This is a genomic window from Marinagarivorans sp. (genome assembly GCF_982758155.1).
Genome location: NZ_CEXWTU010000022.1, coordinates 1 through 16,901, shown reverse-complemented (window position 1 = coordinate 16,901; position 16,901 = coordinate 1). Strand labels below are relative to the sequence as shown.

Annotated in this window: 11 protein-coding genes; 3 read left to right on the top strand and 8 right to left on the bottom strand. The window is 47.4% G+C overall.

The window, feature by feature from the left end:
* Positions 1-65 precede the first annotated feature (65 nt).
* The 5 genes from aceF to AC3A8L_RS04535 form a co-directional block, all read right to left on the bottom strand.
* Complete coding sequence (aceF, locus tag AC3A8L_RS04555) at positions 66-1,655, bottom strand: dihydrolipoyllysine-residue acetyltransferase (protein ID WP_487961050.1); 1,590 nt, start codon at positions 1,653-1,655, stop codon at positions 66-68.
* A gap of 10 nt (positions 1,656-1,665) precedes the next feature.
* Positions 1,666-4,329, bottom strand: a complete 2,664-nt coding sequence (gene aceE / locus AC3A8L_RS04550) for a pyruvate dehydrogenase (acetyl-transferring), homodimeric type (protein WP_487961049.1) — start codon at positions 4,327-4,329, stop codon at positions 1,666-1,668.
* Positions 4,330-4,809: 480 nt separating this feature from the next.
* Positions 4,810-7,800, bottom strand: coding sequence for an insulinase family protein (locus tag AC3A8L_RS04545; RefSeq protein WP_487961048.1), 2,991 nt, complete (start codon positions 7,798-7,800; stop codon positions 4,810-4,812).
* 106 nt (positions 7,801-7,906) lie between these two features.
* Positions 7,907-8,986, bottom strand: a complete 1,080-nt coding sequence (locus AC3A8L_RS04540) for an AI-2E family transporter (RefSeq protein ID WP_487961047.1) — start codon at positions 8,984-8,986, stop codon at positions 7,907-7,909.
* Positions 8,983-9,249 carry a sulfurtransferase TusA family protein gene (locus tag AC3A8L_RS04535; protein WP_487961046.1) on the bottom strand — a complete coding sequence of 89 codons (267 nt, stop codon included), beginning with the start codon at positions 9,247-9,249 and terminating at the stop codon, positions 8,983-8,985. Before AC3A8L_RS04535 ends, AC3A8L_RS04540 begins: the two co-directional genes overlap by 4 nt.
* A 446-nt stretch (positions 9,250-9,695) precedes the next feature.
* Here AC3A8L_RS04535 and AC3A8L_RS04530 point away from each other — a divergent pair, with 446 nt between their 5' ends.
* The 3 genes from AC3A8L_RS04530 (at position 9,696) to AC3A8L_RS04520 (ending at position 12,474) form a co-directional block, all read left to right on the top strand.
* Positions 9,696-11,123, top strand: coding sequence for a M48 family metalloprotease (locus AC3A8L_RS04530; RefSeq protein ID WP_487961045.1), 1,428 nt, complete (start codon positions 9,696-9,698; stop codon positions 11,121-11,123).
* A gap of 6 nt (positions 11,124-11,129) precedes the next feature.
* Positions 11,130-11,957 carry a putative RNA methyltransferase gene (locus tag AC3A8L_RS04525; RefSeq protein ID WP_487961044.1) on the top strand — a complete coding sequence of 276 codons (828 nt, stop codon included), beginning with the start codon at positions 11,130-11,132 and terminating at the stop codon, positions 11,955-11,957.
* 199 nt (positions 11,958-12,156) lie between these two features.
* A complete protein-coding gene (locus tag AC3A8L_RS04520; RefSeq protein ID WP_487961064.1) occupies positions 12,157-12,474 on the top strand; it encodes a DUF481 domain-containing protein in 318 nt (105 codons plus the stop codon).
* A 27-nt stretch (positions 12,475-12,501) separates the two neighbouring features.
* On the opposite strand, the gene AC3A8L_RS04515 is transcribed toward AC3A8L_RS04520, so the two are convergent.
* The 3 genes from AC3A8L_RS04515 to secA all read right to left on the bottom strand — a co-directional run.
* On the bottom strand, positions 12,502-13,455 hold the full coding sequence (locus tag AC3A8L_RS04515) for a Nudix family hydrolase (RefSeq protein ID WP_487961043.1): 954 nt from the start codon (positions 13,453-13,455) through the stop codon (positions 12,502-12,504).
* 3 nt (positions 13,456-13,458) lie between these two features.
* On the bottom strand, positions 13,459-14,679 hold the full coding sequence (gene argJ / locus AC3A8L_RS04510; protein ID WP_487961042.1) for a bifunctional glutamate N-acetyltransferase/amino-acid acetyltransferase ArgJ: 1,221 nt from the start codon (positions 14,677-14,679) through the stop codon (positions 13,459-13,461).
* Between the two features lie 13 nt (positions 14,680-14,692).
* Positions 14,693-16,901, bottom strand: a 2,209-nt coding sequence (gene secA / locus AC3A8L_RS04505) for a preprotein translocase subunit SecA (RefSeq protein ID WP_487961041.1), incomplete at its 5' end; no start/stop codon positions are given.

The following is a 16,901-nucleotide window of genomic DNA, read 5'->3' as shown; positions in this document are numbered from 1 at the left end:
AAACCATTAAACAAAAAAACCGGCCAGTTGGCCGGTTTTTCAAACTTAAAAGGAAAAATGATCGACTACAGCAGCAAGCGCCTAACATCGCCCATCACAGCGCTTAAGTAAGTTAAGAACTTACCCGCATCGCTTCCATTCACGGCACGGTGATCGTAAGACAAGCTGAGTGGTAACATCATGCGTGGCTGAAAGGCTGCGCCATCCCATACCGGCTGCATGCTGGCTTTAGAGACACCCAGAATACCCGCTTCAGTAGTGCTTACCATTGGCGTAAAGCCGGTGCCGCCCATAGGACCTAGGCTTGATATGGTAAAACAGCCACCCTGCATTTCCGCAGGCTTAAGTTTGCCATCGCGTGCTTTACCCGCCAATTCAATCAGTTCTTTTGCGATTTGGTAAATGCCTTTTTGGTCGACATCTTTAATCACCGGCACCATCAAGCCACGGGGTGTATCTACAGCGATAGCAATGTGAATAAACTTTTTCTGGATGATGTGCTCACCATCGTTATGCATTGCAACATTAAAACTTGGGTGCATTTGTAATGCGGCCGCGGCGGCTTTAATTATGAACGGCATCGGCGTGAGCTTAACACCGGACTTTTCAGCCTCGGCTTTCATGCCCTTACGGAAAGCTTCTACATCAGTAATATCGGCATCGTCAAACTGCGTAACACGCGGAATATTGAGCCAGTTGCGCGTCATAGCCTCGGCAGTTAGCTGTTTGATTTTGCTCATCTTAACAAGCTCAATCTCACCAAACTTCGCGTAATCCACTTCCGGCACAGCAGGAATACCTGAGCCACTTGTGATACTACCGCCACCGCTAGCACGCGATTGCATTACGGTTTTAACAAAACCGTGTACATCATCAAAGGAAACACGACCGCGTGTGCCAGTCCCTTTAACTTCAGCCAGATTAACGCCGAGCTGGCGAGCCAACTTTCGCACGGCAGGGCCAGCGTAAACTTCGCTAGATGAAACCACAATTTCAGTACTCGCCGAAGATGAGGGCGCGGTGCCTGGGGCTTTAGCTGGTACAGATTTGGCCGGCGCTTCTGCTTTTGGCGCCTCAACGACAGGGGCAGCTGGTGCAGCACCAACCACTTCCATTTGACCAATCACATCACCTTGGCTAGCCTTATCGCCAACCTTGATGCTGAACGCAGTAATTTTACCACTCGCCGGCGCGGGTATTTCCATACTGGCTTTATCGGATTCTAAAACGATTAGACTATCGCCCTCGTTTACGGTATCGCCTACCGCAACATAGACTTCAATAACTTCTACGCCTTCGGCGCCGCCAATATCGGGAACAGGTATATCTTGAACACTAGAAGCCGGCGCGCTAACGGCAGGGGCTATTGCGGGCTCAAGTTCGGCCACGGGAGCTACCGGCTCTGCAGCAGCCTCACCCTCGATTTCTAAGTCGAGTATGGGCGTACCTTCGGCAATTTTATCGCCCTCCTTCACTAATATGGCTTTTACCACGCCGCCTTTTGGCGAGGGGATATCCATACTGGCTTTATCAGACTCTAACATCAGTATTTCTTGATCGGCCGCAATGATATCACCCACTGCAACGCTAATTTCGATCACTTCAACGCCTTCTGCGCCGCCAATGTCGGGAACATTAATTGTTTCAATAGCCACTTGGCATCTCCTATACGGTTAAAGGCTCAGCTTTTTCTGCATCTATGCCGTATTTAGCCATGGCCTCTACAACAACTTTCGCATCAATTTTGCCTTGATCGGCCAACGCTTTAAGTGCGGTAATAGCCACGTAACGACTATCGACTTCAAAGAACTCTCGCAATTTACTACGCGAATCACTGCGACCAAAACCATCAGTTCCCAATACGTAATAATCACCTGGGATGTAATTACGCAATTGCTCTGAATAGTTTTTGATGTAATCCGTCGAGATAATGAACGGGCCATCTTGCTCTTCAAGCGTTTGAGTAACGTACGCTTTTTTAGCCGGTTGGTCAGGGTGGAAACGATTCCAGCGCTCAACAGTTTGTGCTTCGCGCGTTAATTCGTTGGTGCTTGTTACGCTCCAGATGTCTGATTCCACACCAAAGTCGTTGCGTAGCAACTGAGCAGCAGCTTCAACTTCACGCAGAATAGAACCCGCGCCCATCAGTTGTACGCGATGCTTACCTTTAGGCGTTTTCTTACCTTCCGCCAATTTGTAAATACCTTTGATGATGCCTTCTTCAGCACCTTCTGGCATATCAGGATGGGTATATTCTTCGGTCATCGTGGTGATGTAGTAAAAGACGTTTTCTTTTTCGGCATACATACGACGTAAACCGTCGGTGATGATTACCGCCAACTCAAAACCATAAGTCGGGTCGTAACTACGACAGTTAGGAATGGTGTTCGCCATAACATGACTGTGACCATCCTGATGCTGTAAACCTTCACCGTTCAGTGTGGTTCGGCCTGCAGTAGCACCAATCAAAAAGCCACGCGCTTGAGCATCGCCCGCTAACCACGCTAAGTCGCCAATACGCTGGAAACCAAACATCGAGTAGTACACGTAAAACGGTACCATCGGCATTTTATAGTTGCTATAGGCCGTAGCAGCAGCAATCCAAGCCGACATAGCGCCTGCTTCGTTGATGCCTTCCTCCATGATTTGGCCTTTCTTATCTTCTTTGTAGTACATGATCTGCTCGTGATCATGCGGGGTATATTGCTGGCCAGCCGAGCTATAAATACCCAACGTACTAAACATGCCTTCCATACCAAACGTACGGGCTTCATCCGGCACAATAGGCACTAAATTTTTGCCCATTTTTTTGTCTTTTGCCAACGCCGACAGGTACTGAACAAAGGCTTTGGTCGTCGACATGGTACGCTCGCCAGTGGCCTTTAACAAACGCGGGAATTTATCCAGTGCCGGGGTTTCTAGCGGCGTAAAGTCACTCACACGGGAAGGCACATAACCATTCAATGCTGCACGACGAGACTTTAAATACTGGATTTCAGGCGAATCATCGGCTGGACGATAAAATGGTACGTCTTTAACTTGCTCGTCCGTCAATGGAATATTAAAGCGATCGCGAATACGCAATAAATCTTCAGCACCGAGCTTTTTAACATTGTGCGCAATATTGACCGATTCACCACCGTTCGCACCCAAGCCATAACCTTTAACGGTTTGCGCCAAAATAACAGTCGGCTGACCTTTATGATTTGTTGCTGCATGATAAGCCGCATACACTTTTTGTGAATCGTGGCCACCACGGCTCAAGTGCATGATATCGTCATCGCTCATGTCTTCTACAAGCGTGAGTAGTTCTGGATACTTACCAAAGAAGTGCTTACGGGTGTAAGCACCGCCATTGGCTTTATAGTTTTGTAGCTCGCCATCAACCACTTCATTCATGCGCTGCTGCAATAAACCGGTCGTGTCTTTTTCGAGCAAGCGATCCCAGCCTTTACCCCAAACCACTTTGAGTACATTCCAGCCTGCGCCACGGAACATGCCCTCAAGCTCTTGAATGATTTTACCGTTACCGCGCACAGGGCCATCTAGGCGCTGTAGGTTACAGTTGATGACAAAGATAAGATTGTCTAGGCCTTCGCGGCCCGCTAAGGATATTGCACCTAAGCTTTCTGGCTCATCACACTCACCATCACCTAAAAATGCCCACACTTTACGGTCGCCACGGGCGACTAGCTCACGCGAGCTCATGTAACGCATAAAGTTGGCTTGGTAGATAGCGGTAATGGGGCCAAGGCCCATCGATACGGTTGGGAACTGCCAGTAATCAGGCATTAGCCAAGGGTGCGGGTAAGAGGAAAGCCCTTTGCCGTCGACTTCACGACGGAAGTTATTTAACTGATCTTCGTTGATACGGCCTTCAAGAAACGAACGCGCGTAAATACCTGGAGCAATATGACCCTGAAAGTAAACGCAATCGCCCATTTGCTCGCCATTATTACCACGGAAGAAATGGTTAAAAGCAACATCGTACAAAGTGGCCGACGAGGAGAAAGAAGAGATGTGACCGCCAAGACCGTCATCGTTATTCGCATTAGCGCGCACAACGGTGGCGATGGCATTCCAGCGGATCAACGAGCGAATTTTACGCTCTAGCGCTAAATCACCAGGAATTATCGCCTCTGCCGATACCGCAATGGTATTGCAGTAAGGGGTTCTAATAGCAGATGGCAGTTGAATGCCAGACTGAGCTGCCACTGTTGCTAGTTTTGCTAGCAAATCGACCGCACGCTCAGAACCACTGTTTTTAATGACAGATTCTAGCGCGTCTAGCCACTCTTGCGTTTCAAGAGTATCGTTTTCCTCAAGCATCAAAGCCTCCTCATCCACTGCGCCTTCACAAAGTACGCAAGTTTCAGTAATAACAGGAACAATCTGAGTCTTCCATTCTCAGGTTGCCGTTTTTAAATATCTAAAATAATCACGCCAACAGCACGCAGCCCTTTACCTTGGGGCGTACTCAGCAGTGATGATTCATCCGTGCGCTATATCACCAAAGAGATATGGGCAAAGGTCAGCGCACTCTAAAGTACCCAGCTAACGCGTGTTTCAAGCCACAGAGGGCCTTCAACAACGAAAAAGAGTGTTACGCAACTGCCCCGATAACGATGAACTACGGATTAAGGCGCCACGATTCTACACAGATCAAATTCACATTTCTAGCTGTGCGTCTGGCCAAGCCGTTGGAAGGAGGTGTAATTGCGCAATGTGACAGCTGACACATTGCGCAACACTCACACCATTTGCTCAAACATCACCCTAAATATGCCAGCTATATCCAAGGTGACGGCATCACGGGTACGACAAAGACGGCGCTTCAGCCTTGTAGGCATCGTAGTCCGTAATATGCGGAATTAACGAAAAAACGGCCTTTGGTTGATCAGCCATCGCATTTTGCGAATAGAAAATCAGCTGCCGACTTTCGCTTTCGAGTAAAAACTGGCTGTACCATGACTTAAACGCATCGAGCTCATAATTCTCAACCGCAGCAATCAACGCTTTATCACGCGTGAATGCCGTATCGCCACTATTGAGGCTCTGCCAGAACTGACTCACCAACGCATTAAGGTTTTTCGGTTTTTCCGAAAGCTGCCCAACCAGCGCCAACTGATGCACATGGAACTGGGTATCGAAATCGGGCTTATAGGTTTTCAGAAAAGTCGTTACAGCCTGCTCTAACGCGACCACGCCGGCCTGCGGCGACTGCACAACAAATACTGCGCCTGGCACTTCTCGCACAGGGTAGTAACTACCAAAAACGATGTAACCTAGCTGTTGCTGGGTTCTAAGTTCATGATAAAAAGGGGTACTTACGGTTTGCGCAAACAACTGCAATGCAGCTTGCTCTTCGAGGGAATCCCCTTGGCCTTGAAGGTATAACAAGGTTGCATTATCTTGATGCTCCGCCGCAATATCGATGGCTTTAACCTGCTCTATTTGAACAACTTTAGCACCCACCCTCGACTTAAACGAACGCCCATCAACAAGTACGCTTTTTAATTTTTTCGCCAACTTTTTAGCTTTTCGCGCTTCGAGGTTACCCGCCGTTAATACTGTTACCTCACTGTGTTTAAACAGATTTTCTGTGAATTCATGCAGCTGCGTAGGGTCCAAACCCTCCAGCGCATCCGCCATTTTATCGGCAGGCCAGTATGGCTGGTACACCGTGGCCGCTAAATGCCCCATCATCTGTCGATATGGCGTTTCTTTTTTATCGTTTCGATATCGGCGAACCAAAGCTTCCTGCATGCTTTCAAGACGAGACAACTCCGCAACAACCCCTTTGCCCTTTTTGTAGCTTTTAAGCTTTTTAACGGTGTAGTTCAATAGCGGCTCAATACTGTCGGAGTAACCGCTGAAAACAAAATCAATCCCTCTTGAGGTAGCACTGACACTAAAATTCGCACCCGCCATAGCCGCTTGATAGGTCACCGGATTAAGGTCAGCCCCTATCGCGTCAGCCAGCAATTTAACCATCGCCGCCTGCTCTACCGACTGTTCGACGAGTGCAGACTTTAAACGCACACGTACTGTCGCACGCGGCACAGCGAATTCGGTATTACTCAAATGCCACGCGTTAAAGCGTGCATGCTTTATAACCGGCTTGGGTTTATCGTCGGCCTCTTTAATCAGCGATAAACTCTCGGGCACAAAGGGGTTTTTAACCGGCAACGCGCTCAGGGACAACAGCGCCTTGTAAGACTCATCCTTAACGGGATCTATATAAGCAGGCTTATATTCTTGATTGACGGTATAAGGCACCTCGTAGAGCACGGTTTTATCCGTTGTTTTTAATGATGGCGCCGTCACCACCCGCAAAACATTATCGGCCCTTAAATGGCTCGCGAAGGTGCTCACTAAATCTTTATCAAACTGACCTAAACGGTAATCCATAGAAAACAAAATAGGGCTTTCGATTTTCTGCATTTTGCTGGCGAGATGGCTAGCCTCCATCATCACTTCACCACGCTCTTTGAAGTTGAAATCTATTTCACCCAAGCTTTTTATTTCATTAAAGCGCCATTCGTTGATGCCTTCTTGTTGCAACTCACTAATATAAGAGAACAATAAGCTATCAATAGTATCAATATGCTTTAAGCCCTCTGGCGTTAATGTGATAGAAACGCTAAAGGTATCGCCGTTACGCCAACCGATCCCTTGGCCTGCGCCCAAAGCTTCAATCCAACCTTGCTCTTTTAAAAGCCACGCCAAACTACCCTCGCCTTCGTGCCCCAAAACAAAGCCTAAATAGCTTAAAGGTTTCTTCATCCAGTAATTATTTTTAGGCATGGGAAATGAATAACTAACAGAGCGAACTTCGGTATTTGGAACGATATTGATCGAAGCGGGTAAGAATGAGGGCTTAAATAATGACGCAGCATCGTGTTGATGCTCCACAGGGAAATCTTTAATGGCCGAAAATAAGGGCTTCACCATCGCGCGCAACTGCGGAATCGTTTCTTTTCCCACAACCACTAACCGCATATTATTTGCGGCGTAATAACGATTATAAAAAGCCACCAAAGCCTTACGCAGTTCGCCATCTTCATTATGGAGCGAATCTAAATTTCCGGTACGAAAACGCGACAACGCATGCCCAGGTGTAATCACTTGCCGCAATACATCCTCTTGACGACGATATTCCGTCGAAAATTTAGAACGAAACTCTGAATGCACAGCATTACGCTCTCTATCCACATACTCCTCATTGAATAACGGGCCGATAAAGAACTGCGCGAAGCGGTCCAATGCGCCAGCCAAATGATCAGCATTAACATCAAAAAAGTAATTAGTGTGCATCAAGCTGGTGTAAGCATTGTGGCTACCACCATGCTTTTGGATATAGTCTTGATACTCCTTAGAATCTGGATATTTTTGCGTACCCAGAAATAGCATATGCTCTAAAAAGTGCGCTAATCCAGCGCGTTCAAGGGGATCTTCACCACTACCTACATTTACATCCAAGGCTGCCGCAGCTTTTTCGGCATTCGGGTCTGATATCAACAGAACGGGGAGTTTGTTATTCAAAACAAAGTAGTCGACTTCGCGTGCATCGTTAGGGCTGAGCTCTGGCTGCGGCCACTGGGGCTGCAAACGTTGCGGAGCATTTACCGCCACTAACGGCGCTGAAGCCTGCACTTCATCGTGTGACGCCGATTGTGCATCACTTAACAACGGGAAATAACTGAGAGAAATACCTAGCCCCAGCGAGAGAACACTTTTAGGCAACCTTTTGATAAGAAGCATCGGAGTCGATATTCGACATTTACTGACTAAATTCATTGTGTCCTCTTTTTTTGAAAAAAACCGCGATAGCCTATGACATATCGCGGTTTGTTCAGTTCACTCATAGATTCGTTAAACCGGCCGTTTAGGTACTCAGCTAAACTCAGCCTTTACCAGCCGCTTCAGTCATACCTGCTTTGGCTGTGGGCCACGCAGTTAATACCGCCTTCACAAGAGTTGCCAACGGAATTGCAAAAAACACCCCCCAAAAGCCCCATAAGCCACCAAAAACCAATACCGCCAACACAATAGCGACTGGATGCATTTTAACGGCTTCCGAAAACAACAATGGCACCAACACATTGCCATCCAACCCTTGAATCACAGCATAGGCCAGCATTAAGTACATAAACTCGCCACCCCAGCCCCATTGAAAAAAACCGATTAAAGCGACAGGAATTGTAGCGACAGCCGCGCCGATGTAAGGGATTAAGACCGAAAGCCCAACAATAATGGCCAGCAGCAGTGCGTAGTTAACCCCCAACAAGCTAAAAGTAATGACGGAAACACCCGCAACAATAATAATCTCGACCACTTTACCCCGAACATAGTTGGCAATTTGCTGGTTCATTTCTCGCCAAATTTGGCGCATCAGCGGCCGACGATTCGGCAGCTTGTTACCCAGCCAATCCACCATCGAAGCGCCATCCTTCAAAAAGAAAAAGACTAAAATTGGCACTAACACTAGATAAATAAGCACCCCAAACAAAATAGGTAACTGAGCAATCGAGAAGGTTAAAATATGTTGCGCCGCTTGCCCCAGCTCAGCACTTGCGGCCGTGATTAATTGCGTTACCTGCTCCTTGGAGAGTAGATCAGGATAGCTTTCAGGTAATACCAGCAACAATTTTTGTGCTTGTTTAAGCATTTTGGGTGCTTCGCCAGCCAGGTTTAGCGTTTGCGACCAAATAGAGGGCAAGAGCACCAGCAAAATTAACATAATGGAGCTGACTAATAACAGAAAAGCCATAGTCACAGCCACTATGTGCGGCACCCCCCATTGCTCCAATCGAGCAACAACGCCTTGCAACAAAAACGCGATGATAATGGCAGCGATCATAGGGGCCAGCACAACCCCCATTGTGACCAGAACCGCAACACTCACCACCAATAATACGGCAATAAGAATGGCTTCTTCGTCAGCGAAATAGCGTTCAATCCAGCTTTCAAAAACCTTAATCATGAGGCACTTACCGTTTCGTGCTCACCTTTTTCGAGGTGATATTCAAAATAGTCGCCGCACTCGTTAAAGCGCAGCAACGCATGAACTGACAGCTCTGCAAAAGCATGAAAATCTCGTACCGAACCAGCATCGGTAGCAAGTACTCGTACAATTTGACCCTTACTGCAGCCATTGAGTGCAAGCTTAGCTTTGAGCAAAGGCATTGGACAATCCAGCCCTCGGGCATCGACCTCAATAGTCGTCTCTATCGGTTTATTTGGCATAATTAGCATCAACAGTAAATGGAAGTTCCTGAACGCTCACGGAATTATTTGCCATATTGTAACTCTTATTATCATCTCATGATCGTATCAAGCTATAAGCGTTAAGTCCGAGGCGATGTTAATTTATCCAATTAGGCGCATGGAAGTAGGTTATCAAGGTACCGCATCAGGGCACGAAGCCTACAACTAGACATTACCGGAGCATAATGTCGAGGAACTATTACCGAGGAAGGTAATATTGAGGAGTCGTTCTCGAGAGATGTAACGCTTTTAGCAACGTAGATAAGGGATGCCGACATCAAGCATCAGTGAATAAAATATTGTTTTCACATCCCTTAATTCGCCATTCAGCAATATTATGATCAACTAAGGTTTTATAATAGCGCTTGATGACATTCGTTTTTTTAGGCACTGTGCCATTTATTATGAAGAACCCGAGCTTTTGCATGATTTTTATTCGCACACTTTGCGCCCTTGCGCTTTGCGCAACAACATCCCCAAGCCTCGCCAGCATCGAGCTACCTAGCATTGGTGACAATAGCGCGGGGTTAATTTCGCCGTCTGTAGAATATGCACTGGGCCGCAAAGCATTGCGCCAATACCGTGCTTACTTCCCGCAAGCGCAGGACCCATACTTTGAAGAGTACCTAGACGGTTTACTCGACAATATGGTGGTTCACAGCGGCTTACCGGACAAGGCTCTGTCCCTACTCGTCATTGACAACATAAGCCTAAATGCATTTGCCGCACCCGGCGGTATTGTCGGTGTTAATACGGGTACATTTTTAATCGCACAAACAGAGCAACAACTGGCCTCAATACTTGCGCACGAGCTAGCACACCTTAGCCAACGCCACTACGCACGCCGCGTTGCCTTCCAAAAAAGCCAAGCCCCCTTAAACTGGGCTACGATGCTTGGCAGTGTATTGATTATGGCTGCCGGCGAAGCCGATGCCGGCATTATTGCCATGACAGCGGCCCAAGCACAGCAAATGAGCAGCTCACTGGCCTTTAGCCGAGACATGGAGCGCGAGGCCGACCGCGTAGGCATTGACACCATGATTAATGCCGGCTACGACCCTCATGCTATGCCGCAGATGTTTGAGCAACTCCTGCGCGCTAGCCGCTACCGTGCCAAAGTCCCTGAGTTTTTACTCACCCACCCAGTTACCGAAAGCCGCATTAGTGATGCAAAAAATCGCAGTCAAAATTACCCTAAGCGCCACTACCCTAGCGATGAAAACTTTCAAATTCTAAAAGCGCGGGCGATCTTACGGCACGAATCAAGCCCGCAGTTTGCCGTTAAACGCTTCACCAACGAGCTTAATGGCATTACCCATTCACAACTTACCGCACGCTATGGCTTGGTAACAGCACTCATCAACAGCCAGCGCCCCAAAGATGCACTACGTGAATATGAAATATTAGCGAAAGAATACGGCCACTTGCTACCAGTACGAATCGCACGCGCCGATATTTACGCAGCCGAAAACCGACTCGATTTAGCCTTAGAAATACTTAAGCGAGAGCTTGTAGTGACGCCAAACAATCATGTACTAAACGTGCGTTACGCCGAAGTTCTTATGCAAGCAACACGCTATGAGCTTGGTGAATCCGTACTGGCCGCGCACGTAAAACGCCACCCTGAAAATGTATATGTCTGGTACTTACTGGCCGAAACCCACGGTTTGGCGGGCCATATTTTAGAAGTTCACAAAGCACGTGCGGAATATTTCATTCTATTAGGCATTTATGAAAAAGCAGAAATTCAGCTGCGTAACGCACTGAAATTAACAGAAGACGCCAAATACGAAAAACCCCGCTTAGAGCAGCGCTTGGCCTATGTTCGAAAACTTCAAAACGAAAAGCTGTAATACACAATGATTTTAAAATGCCCCGCCTGCCACCAAGCCCTCAATTCAGTAACCGAGGGCTCCAGCCGCACCTTACGTTGTGAAAACAACCACAGTTATGACTTCGCCAAAGAAGGCTACATCAACTTACTGCTAGCGCAGAAAAAACGCAGTAAAAACCCAGGTGATGACAACGCCATGATGCAGTGCCGGCAGAGCTTTCTGAACCGTGGGTATTATCAATTTTTAGTGACCGCGCTGGCTGAGCTTCTTGAAAAACATCAACCGCATACTGTCTTAGATGTAGGCTGTGGAGAAGGCTACTACGGCAACGCACTCAAACAGCAAGCCCCTCAAATAGAGCTGCTAGGATTCGACATTGCCAAAGGCGGCATCAAGTTAGCCGCAAAACGGTGCACTTATGATCAACTCGCCGTAGCCAGCGCTTACGACATCCCCGTTATAAGCGATACGATCGATTTAGCATTGAGTGTTTTCTCCCCCCTCGACGATAAAGAGCTGGCCAGAGTCCTGACAGACAAAGGCCTATTAATCGCCGTCGGTCCTGCCAGCAACCATCTACAAGCCCTTGCAGAACACGTATACGATCAGTTCAAACCTCATCAGAACGGGTTTGCGATATTGGATAAAAGCCCACTGTTTGAAAACATTGAGACATTACATATCGAGCAAGAAATTACAGTCACCGGCGCCGATATTTTCAACCTCCTGACAATGACACCCTACTATTGGAGCGCGAGCGAAGAAAAACAGCAGGCAATAAAAAAGCTAGTGACGCTGACAACGCCGCTAGCTTTTCAAATAAAACTGTACCGCCGCATTTCGAACCACTGAGGTTAGAAATGATAGCTTAGAGACAAGGAAAGAATATTCGCTCAGGCAACTCGCCGCAAACAGAATACAACACCCATCGCTTGCGCAGTAATTTTGACATTTTCGCCAATCGCCTATTTTACCAACCATTATTTTTAGCTATCTTTAGCGACAGTTTTCAAAATATTGATGCTGAGGAACACTCGGCGCCGGCTTAGGGCTGCAGGCGATCGATAAAGACAACAAGGACCAGGGCTTCAGTTCACCCGCTCTCATTGCGTCCACGCACTATAATATGAGTGTCACTAATGCCATGAGACTTATCCTTGACTATCAAATTCTTTGGGCTAATGCAGCATCTGGCGGCTATACCCACCACGTGATATCGACACTAAGCTATAAGCTTACTCGCAGCATCAATTTCAACACATCAATGGTTTGGGATTATATTGAAAAAACCACGTCTGATGACCTAGGGATAACGCCTAAAAACGATGATTATCGGTTTATTTTCAGCATCAGCTATTCATTCAATTAAGCAGCCTAAGCCTGAAAAATAAATCACCTAAGTTTGAAAAAAAGAGATTCCAGCAATACCTTGCGCATAGCAGCTTTGAGTGAGCGCTAAATCAGCGACCCCTACCCCTCCCAGGGCATATACCGGCACTTTGGATTTAGCAACAAGGTTAGAAAAAGCCTCCCAACCCAGTGTATCCGCATCGGGATGTGTCGTTGTTGGCAGCACTGGTGATAAATAAATAGCATTAACGCCTGCAGCCTCGGCCGCATTCACCTCTTGCAGCTGGTGGCAAGAGGCCGTAGAAAGTAAGGCAAACGCCTCTAGCTTTTCTTTCATCGCTATATGACTTGAGGAAAAGTGCACGCCCTGTATTTTCTGGCACAGTTCGATATTAATATCGCCAGCATCATTAAATACATGCAGGCTATTGACCCAAACGGGAACATTATAAGACTGGCAGACTTGCGCATGCAGCCAAAGAATATCCTCGACCGTCAATTGCGGAGAGCGCAATTGAAAACCATCAGCTCCCCGAGTAAAAGCGTTTGCACAAAAAGATAGGATCTCATGCTTATCACCTCGAGAGGGCGTTATAGCAATCGCGCGTGGCAGTGTTATCGCCGAAACAATTGGCTCATTAGCCGCAGGGAATCTGTAGGTATTTAATTGCTGACGGCCTACCCAAGAAAGGGGCTGCCCTTCTTGCCCTTGAGGTTCGCCACTAAACGCCGTTACTGTCCACACATCAAGTAAAACAATCTTATCGCCGTAATCGTGACGAATTTGAATTACAGGCTGCATCGCAGTAGCGAGTATACCCAGCTCTTCATTCAGTTCGCGCTTAAGAGCATCCGTGATGTGCTCTCCGCGCTCGACCTTTCCACCGGGAAACTCCCACAAACCACCTTGATGTTGATGCTCTGCACGCTTAGCAAGTAATATCTTTTCACCGCGATAAATAACACCAACAGCCACATGAACAATACGCGGAGTTGTCATATTCTAACTGCGGTATTCCGCATTGATGGTGACATAGTCATGTGATAAATCGGTTGTCCACACAGCATCTGAACTATGCCCGCGACCCAATTCGACACGCACACTAAATTCAGCTTTATCCACCACTTCCTGCCCCTGCTCCTCAGTATATTCTTCTGCCCGCTGACCAGAACGCACGATACAAACATCATCTAAATAGACGTTCACTTTGAGTGTATCCAGTGCCCGCACACCGGCATAACCTACAGCACAGACAATGCGCCCCCAATTGGGATCTGAAGCAAAAAGCGCCGTTTTTACAAGTGGGGAATGCGCTATAGCGTAAGCGACTTTTAAGCACTCGCCTTTATTGCCGCCTTGATCAACCACAACGCTAATACACTTAGTTGCACCTTCGCCGTCTCGTACAATACCTAACGCTAGTTGCTGATGAACATCAACAATTGCCGCTAATAATTTTTCGTACAATTCACCCGCCGGGTCACTTAACATTGGAAGGCCCGCTTGCCCGGTTGCTACCAGAAGACAGGAATCATTGGTCGATGTATCGCCATCAATACTAATTCGATTAAATGACTGATCAGCCGCACGCTTCGCCATATCGTCGAGCAGTGGCTGAGCGACGACAGCATCTGTGGCAATATAAGCCAACATTGTCGCCATGTTAGGCCGAATCATGCCGGCGCCTTTAGCGATCCCGGTCACGGAAATCACTTCGCCGTCGTACTCAAATTGCACACTCGCGCCCTTGGGTCGAGTATCGGTTGTCATGATCGCTTTGGCAGCTGCAGCCCAACCCTCAACAGATAACGATGAAATGGCTACTGGTAGCGCTGTAACAATTTTAGTGACTGGCAAGTACTCGCCAATGACACCGGTAGAAAACGGGATCACTTGTCGCGCTTCAACATCAGTCAGTTGTGCCACGGCATCACAGCAAGTCTCGGCATCCGTAAGGCCTTGCTCTCCGGTACACGCATTAGCATTACCGGAATTAATTAAAAAATAGCGAATATCACCGGTCGCCAAATGCTTTCGACCCACAATAACAGGCGCAGCACAAAAAGCATTTTGTGTAAAAACACCGGCTACTGTCGCGCCTTCGGCAACCCCCATCACAACAACATCTGTACGCCCTTCGTATTTAACGCCAGCGCTGGAGGAACCCAATGTTAAACCCGCAATAGGATGCATAACCGGCCAAACGTGCTCACCAACCGCCATAACAATACCTCGATTAAGCTAATTTACCGTGACAGGCTTTATATTTTTTACCTGAGCCACATGGGCAAGGGTCATTGCGCCCTACCTTAGGCGCTGCACGCTGAGGCTGTGGAATAGGTGGCGCTGTGGGTGCTGAAGCTTGCGGTGCCGTTAAGGCGGATACCTCATCATGCTTCAATTGCTGATTACGCATCGCGACTTCGGCTTCCATGCGACGCTGAGCTTCCATCATGTGCATCTGCTCTTCGGTCATTGGCTCGACCTTAAACAACACTCGAGCAACATCGTGCTTAAGACTATTTAATAGCTCTTGAAATAACTCAAAGGCTTCGCGTTTATATTCTTGCTTAGGGTTTTTCTGAGCGTACGCACGCAAGCCGATGCCTTGTCGCAATTGATCCATGCCCTGCAAATGCTCTTTCCACAAAGTATCCAACACATGAAGCATGAGCTGCTTTTCAAGCCCCCGCATAACGCCACTTAGGCGTTCACACTTCTCTTGATAATACGCATCCATTGCCGCGATAATTTTTTCTCGAAGAGGCTCTTCGTATAATTTCTTATCTTCATCAAGCCACTGCGTAATGGGAAGTTCAACACCGAAATCAACCTTAATAACTTCTTCAAGCCCCGGCACATCCCATTGCTCAACTAATGATTGAGGTGGGATGTGGTTAGAAATAATGTCATTAAGCACCTCTTCTCGCATGCCTGATATAGCATCTTCGATGCTGTCCATTTCCAACAAATCATTACGCTGCGTATAAATAACTTGGCGCTGATCATTAGCGACATCATCATATTCCAACAGTTGTTTACGGAAATCGAAGTTGCGGCCCTCTACTTTACGCTGTGCTTTTTCAATAGCGCGCGAAACCATTTTGGCCTCAATAGCTTCGCCTTTTTCCATACCCAGCGCGCTCATCATGTTGCGCACACGATCGGACGCAAAAATACGCATCAGGCTATCTTCTAACGAAAGATAGAAACGCGATACACCCGGGTCACCCTGACGCCCAGCACGACCTCGAAGCTGGTTATCAATCCGACGCGACTCATGACGCTCAGTACCCACAATATGCAAGCCGCCAGCAGCCTTGACCAGCTCATTACGTTCTTTCCACTGCGCCTTTAACTCGTCAATTTGCGCTTGCGTTGGATTTTCTATTTTTTCGACATCGGCTTCCCAGCTACCACCCAATTTAATATCCGTACCACGACCGGCCATGTTAGTGGCGACGGTAATAGCACCTGGACGCCCAGCCTGCGCAATAATATCGGCTTCACGATCATGCTGTTTGGCATTCAAAACTTCGTGCTTTACGCCCGCCGCTTTAAAACGGCGAGAGACTTCTTCAGAGCTTTCAACAGAGGCGGTACCGACTAAAATCGGGACATTTTTATCTTGTAGCTCTTGTACTTGTTTAACAATTGCGTCGTATTTTTCGCCAATGGTCAAGAATACAAGGTCATTCAAATCTTGGCGGGCAATCTCCCTATTAGTGGGGATAACGACAACATCTAAGCCATAGATTTGACGAAATTCAACGGCTTCAGTATCCGCTGTGCCGGTCATACCTGACAGCTTCCCATACAGGCGGAAATAGTTTTGAAATGTGGTTGATGCAAGTGTTTGGCTTTCATTCTGAATTGAAAGCCCTTCTTTAGCTTCAATCGCTTGATGCAAACCTTCAGACAAACGACGACCGGGCATTGTACGACCAGTATGCTCATCAATAAGCAGCACTTGGTCTTCTTGCACTATGTATTCAACATCATTGCTATAAAGCTTGTGCGCTTTTAATGAGGTATGAACGTGGTGTAATAAATTTAGGTTTCCAGCCGAGTAAAGGCTGTCGTTTTCTTTCATAAGATTGTTTTTAACCAACCAACCCTCAACCAATTCGTGACCATCTTCGGTCAACTCTATTTGGCGGCCCTTCTCATCGAGCATGAAATGCCCTCTTTCCGCCAAACGACAAACCGGCGGCTTAGCGCTAGCATCAACAATAACAAGATCTTTGTGAGCACTGTCCGCATCATTCAACGCTGCAGTAATTGAACAAGGCTTATCTTTACCCTCGAGCAAGACTTTCTGAAATTGTATTTTCTCATTGCGCTCACCGTCCGATTCCGCAACGGGTCGTAAGGTTGGCGTCAATAGGTTCATTACGCGGTAAAGTTCAGAGCTGTCTTCCGCTGCTCCAGAAATAATAAGTGGT

Excerpts from the sequence above, each read along its gene's own strand:
- aceE (WP_487961049.1), bottom strand. The coding sequence starts at position 4,329 with ATGCTTGAGGAAAACGATACTCTTGAAACGCAAGAGTGGCTAGACGCG.
- AC3A8L_RS04545 (WP_487961048.1), bottom strand. The coding sequence starts at position 7,800 with ATGAATTTAGTCAGTAAATGTCGAATATCGACTCCGATGCTTCTTATC.
- AC3A8L_RS04540 (WP_487961047.1), bottom strand. The coding sequence starts at position 8,986 with ATGATTAAGGTTTTTGAAAGCTGGATTGAACGCTATTTCGCTGACGAA.
- AC3A8L_RS04535 (WP_487961046.1), bottom strand. The coding sequence starts at position 9,249 with ATGCCAAATAAACCGATAGAGACGACTATTGAGGTCGATGCCCGAGGG.
- AC3A8L_RS04530 (WP_487961045.1), top strand. The coding sequence starts at position 9,696 with ATGATTTTTATTCGCACACTTTGCGCCCTTGCGCTTTGCGCAACAACA.
- AC3A8L_RS04525 (WP_487961044.1), top strand. The coding sequence starts at position 11,130 with ATGATTTTAAAATGCCCCGCCTGCCACCAAGCCCTCAATTCAGTAACC.
- AC3A8L_RS04515 (WP_487961043.1), bottom strand. The coding sequence starts at position 13,455 with ATGACAACTCCGCGTATTGTTCATGTGGCTGTTGGTGTTATTTATCGC.
- argJ (WP_487961042.1), bottom strand. The coding sequence starts at position 14,679 with ATGGCGGTTGGTGAGCACGTTTGGCCGGTTATGCATCCTATTGCGGGT.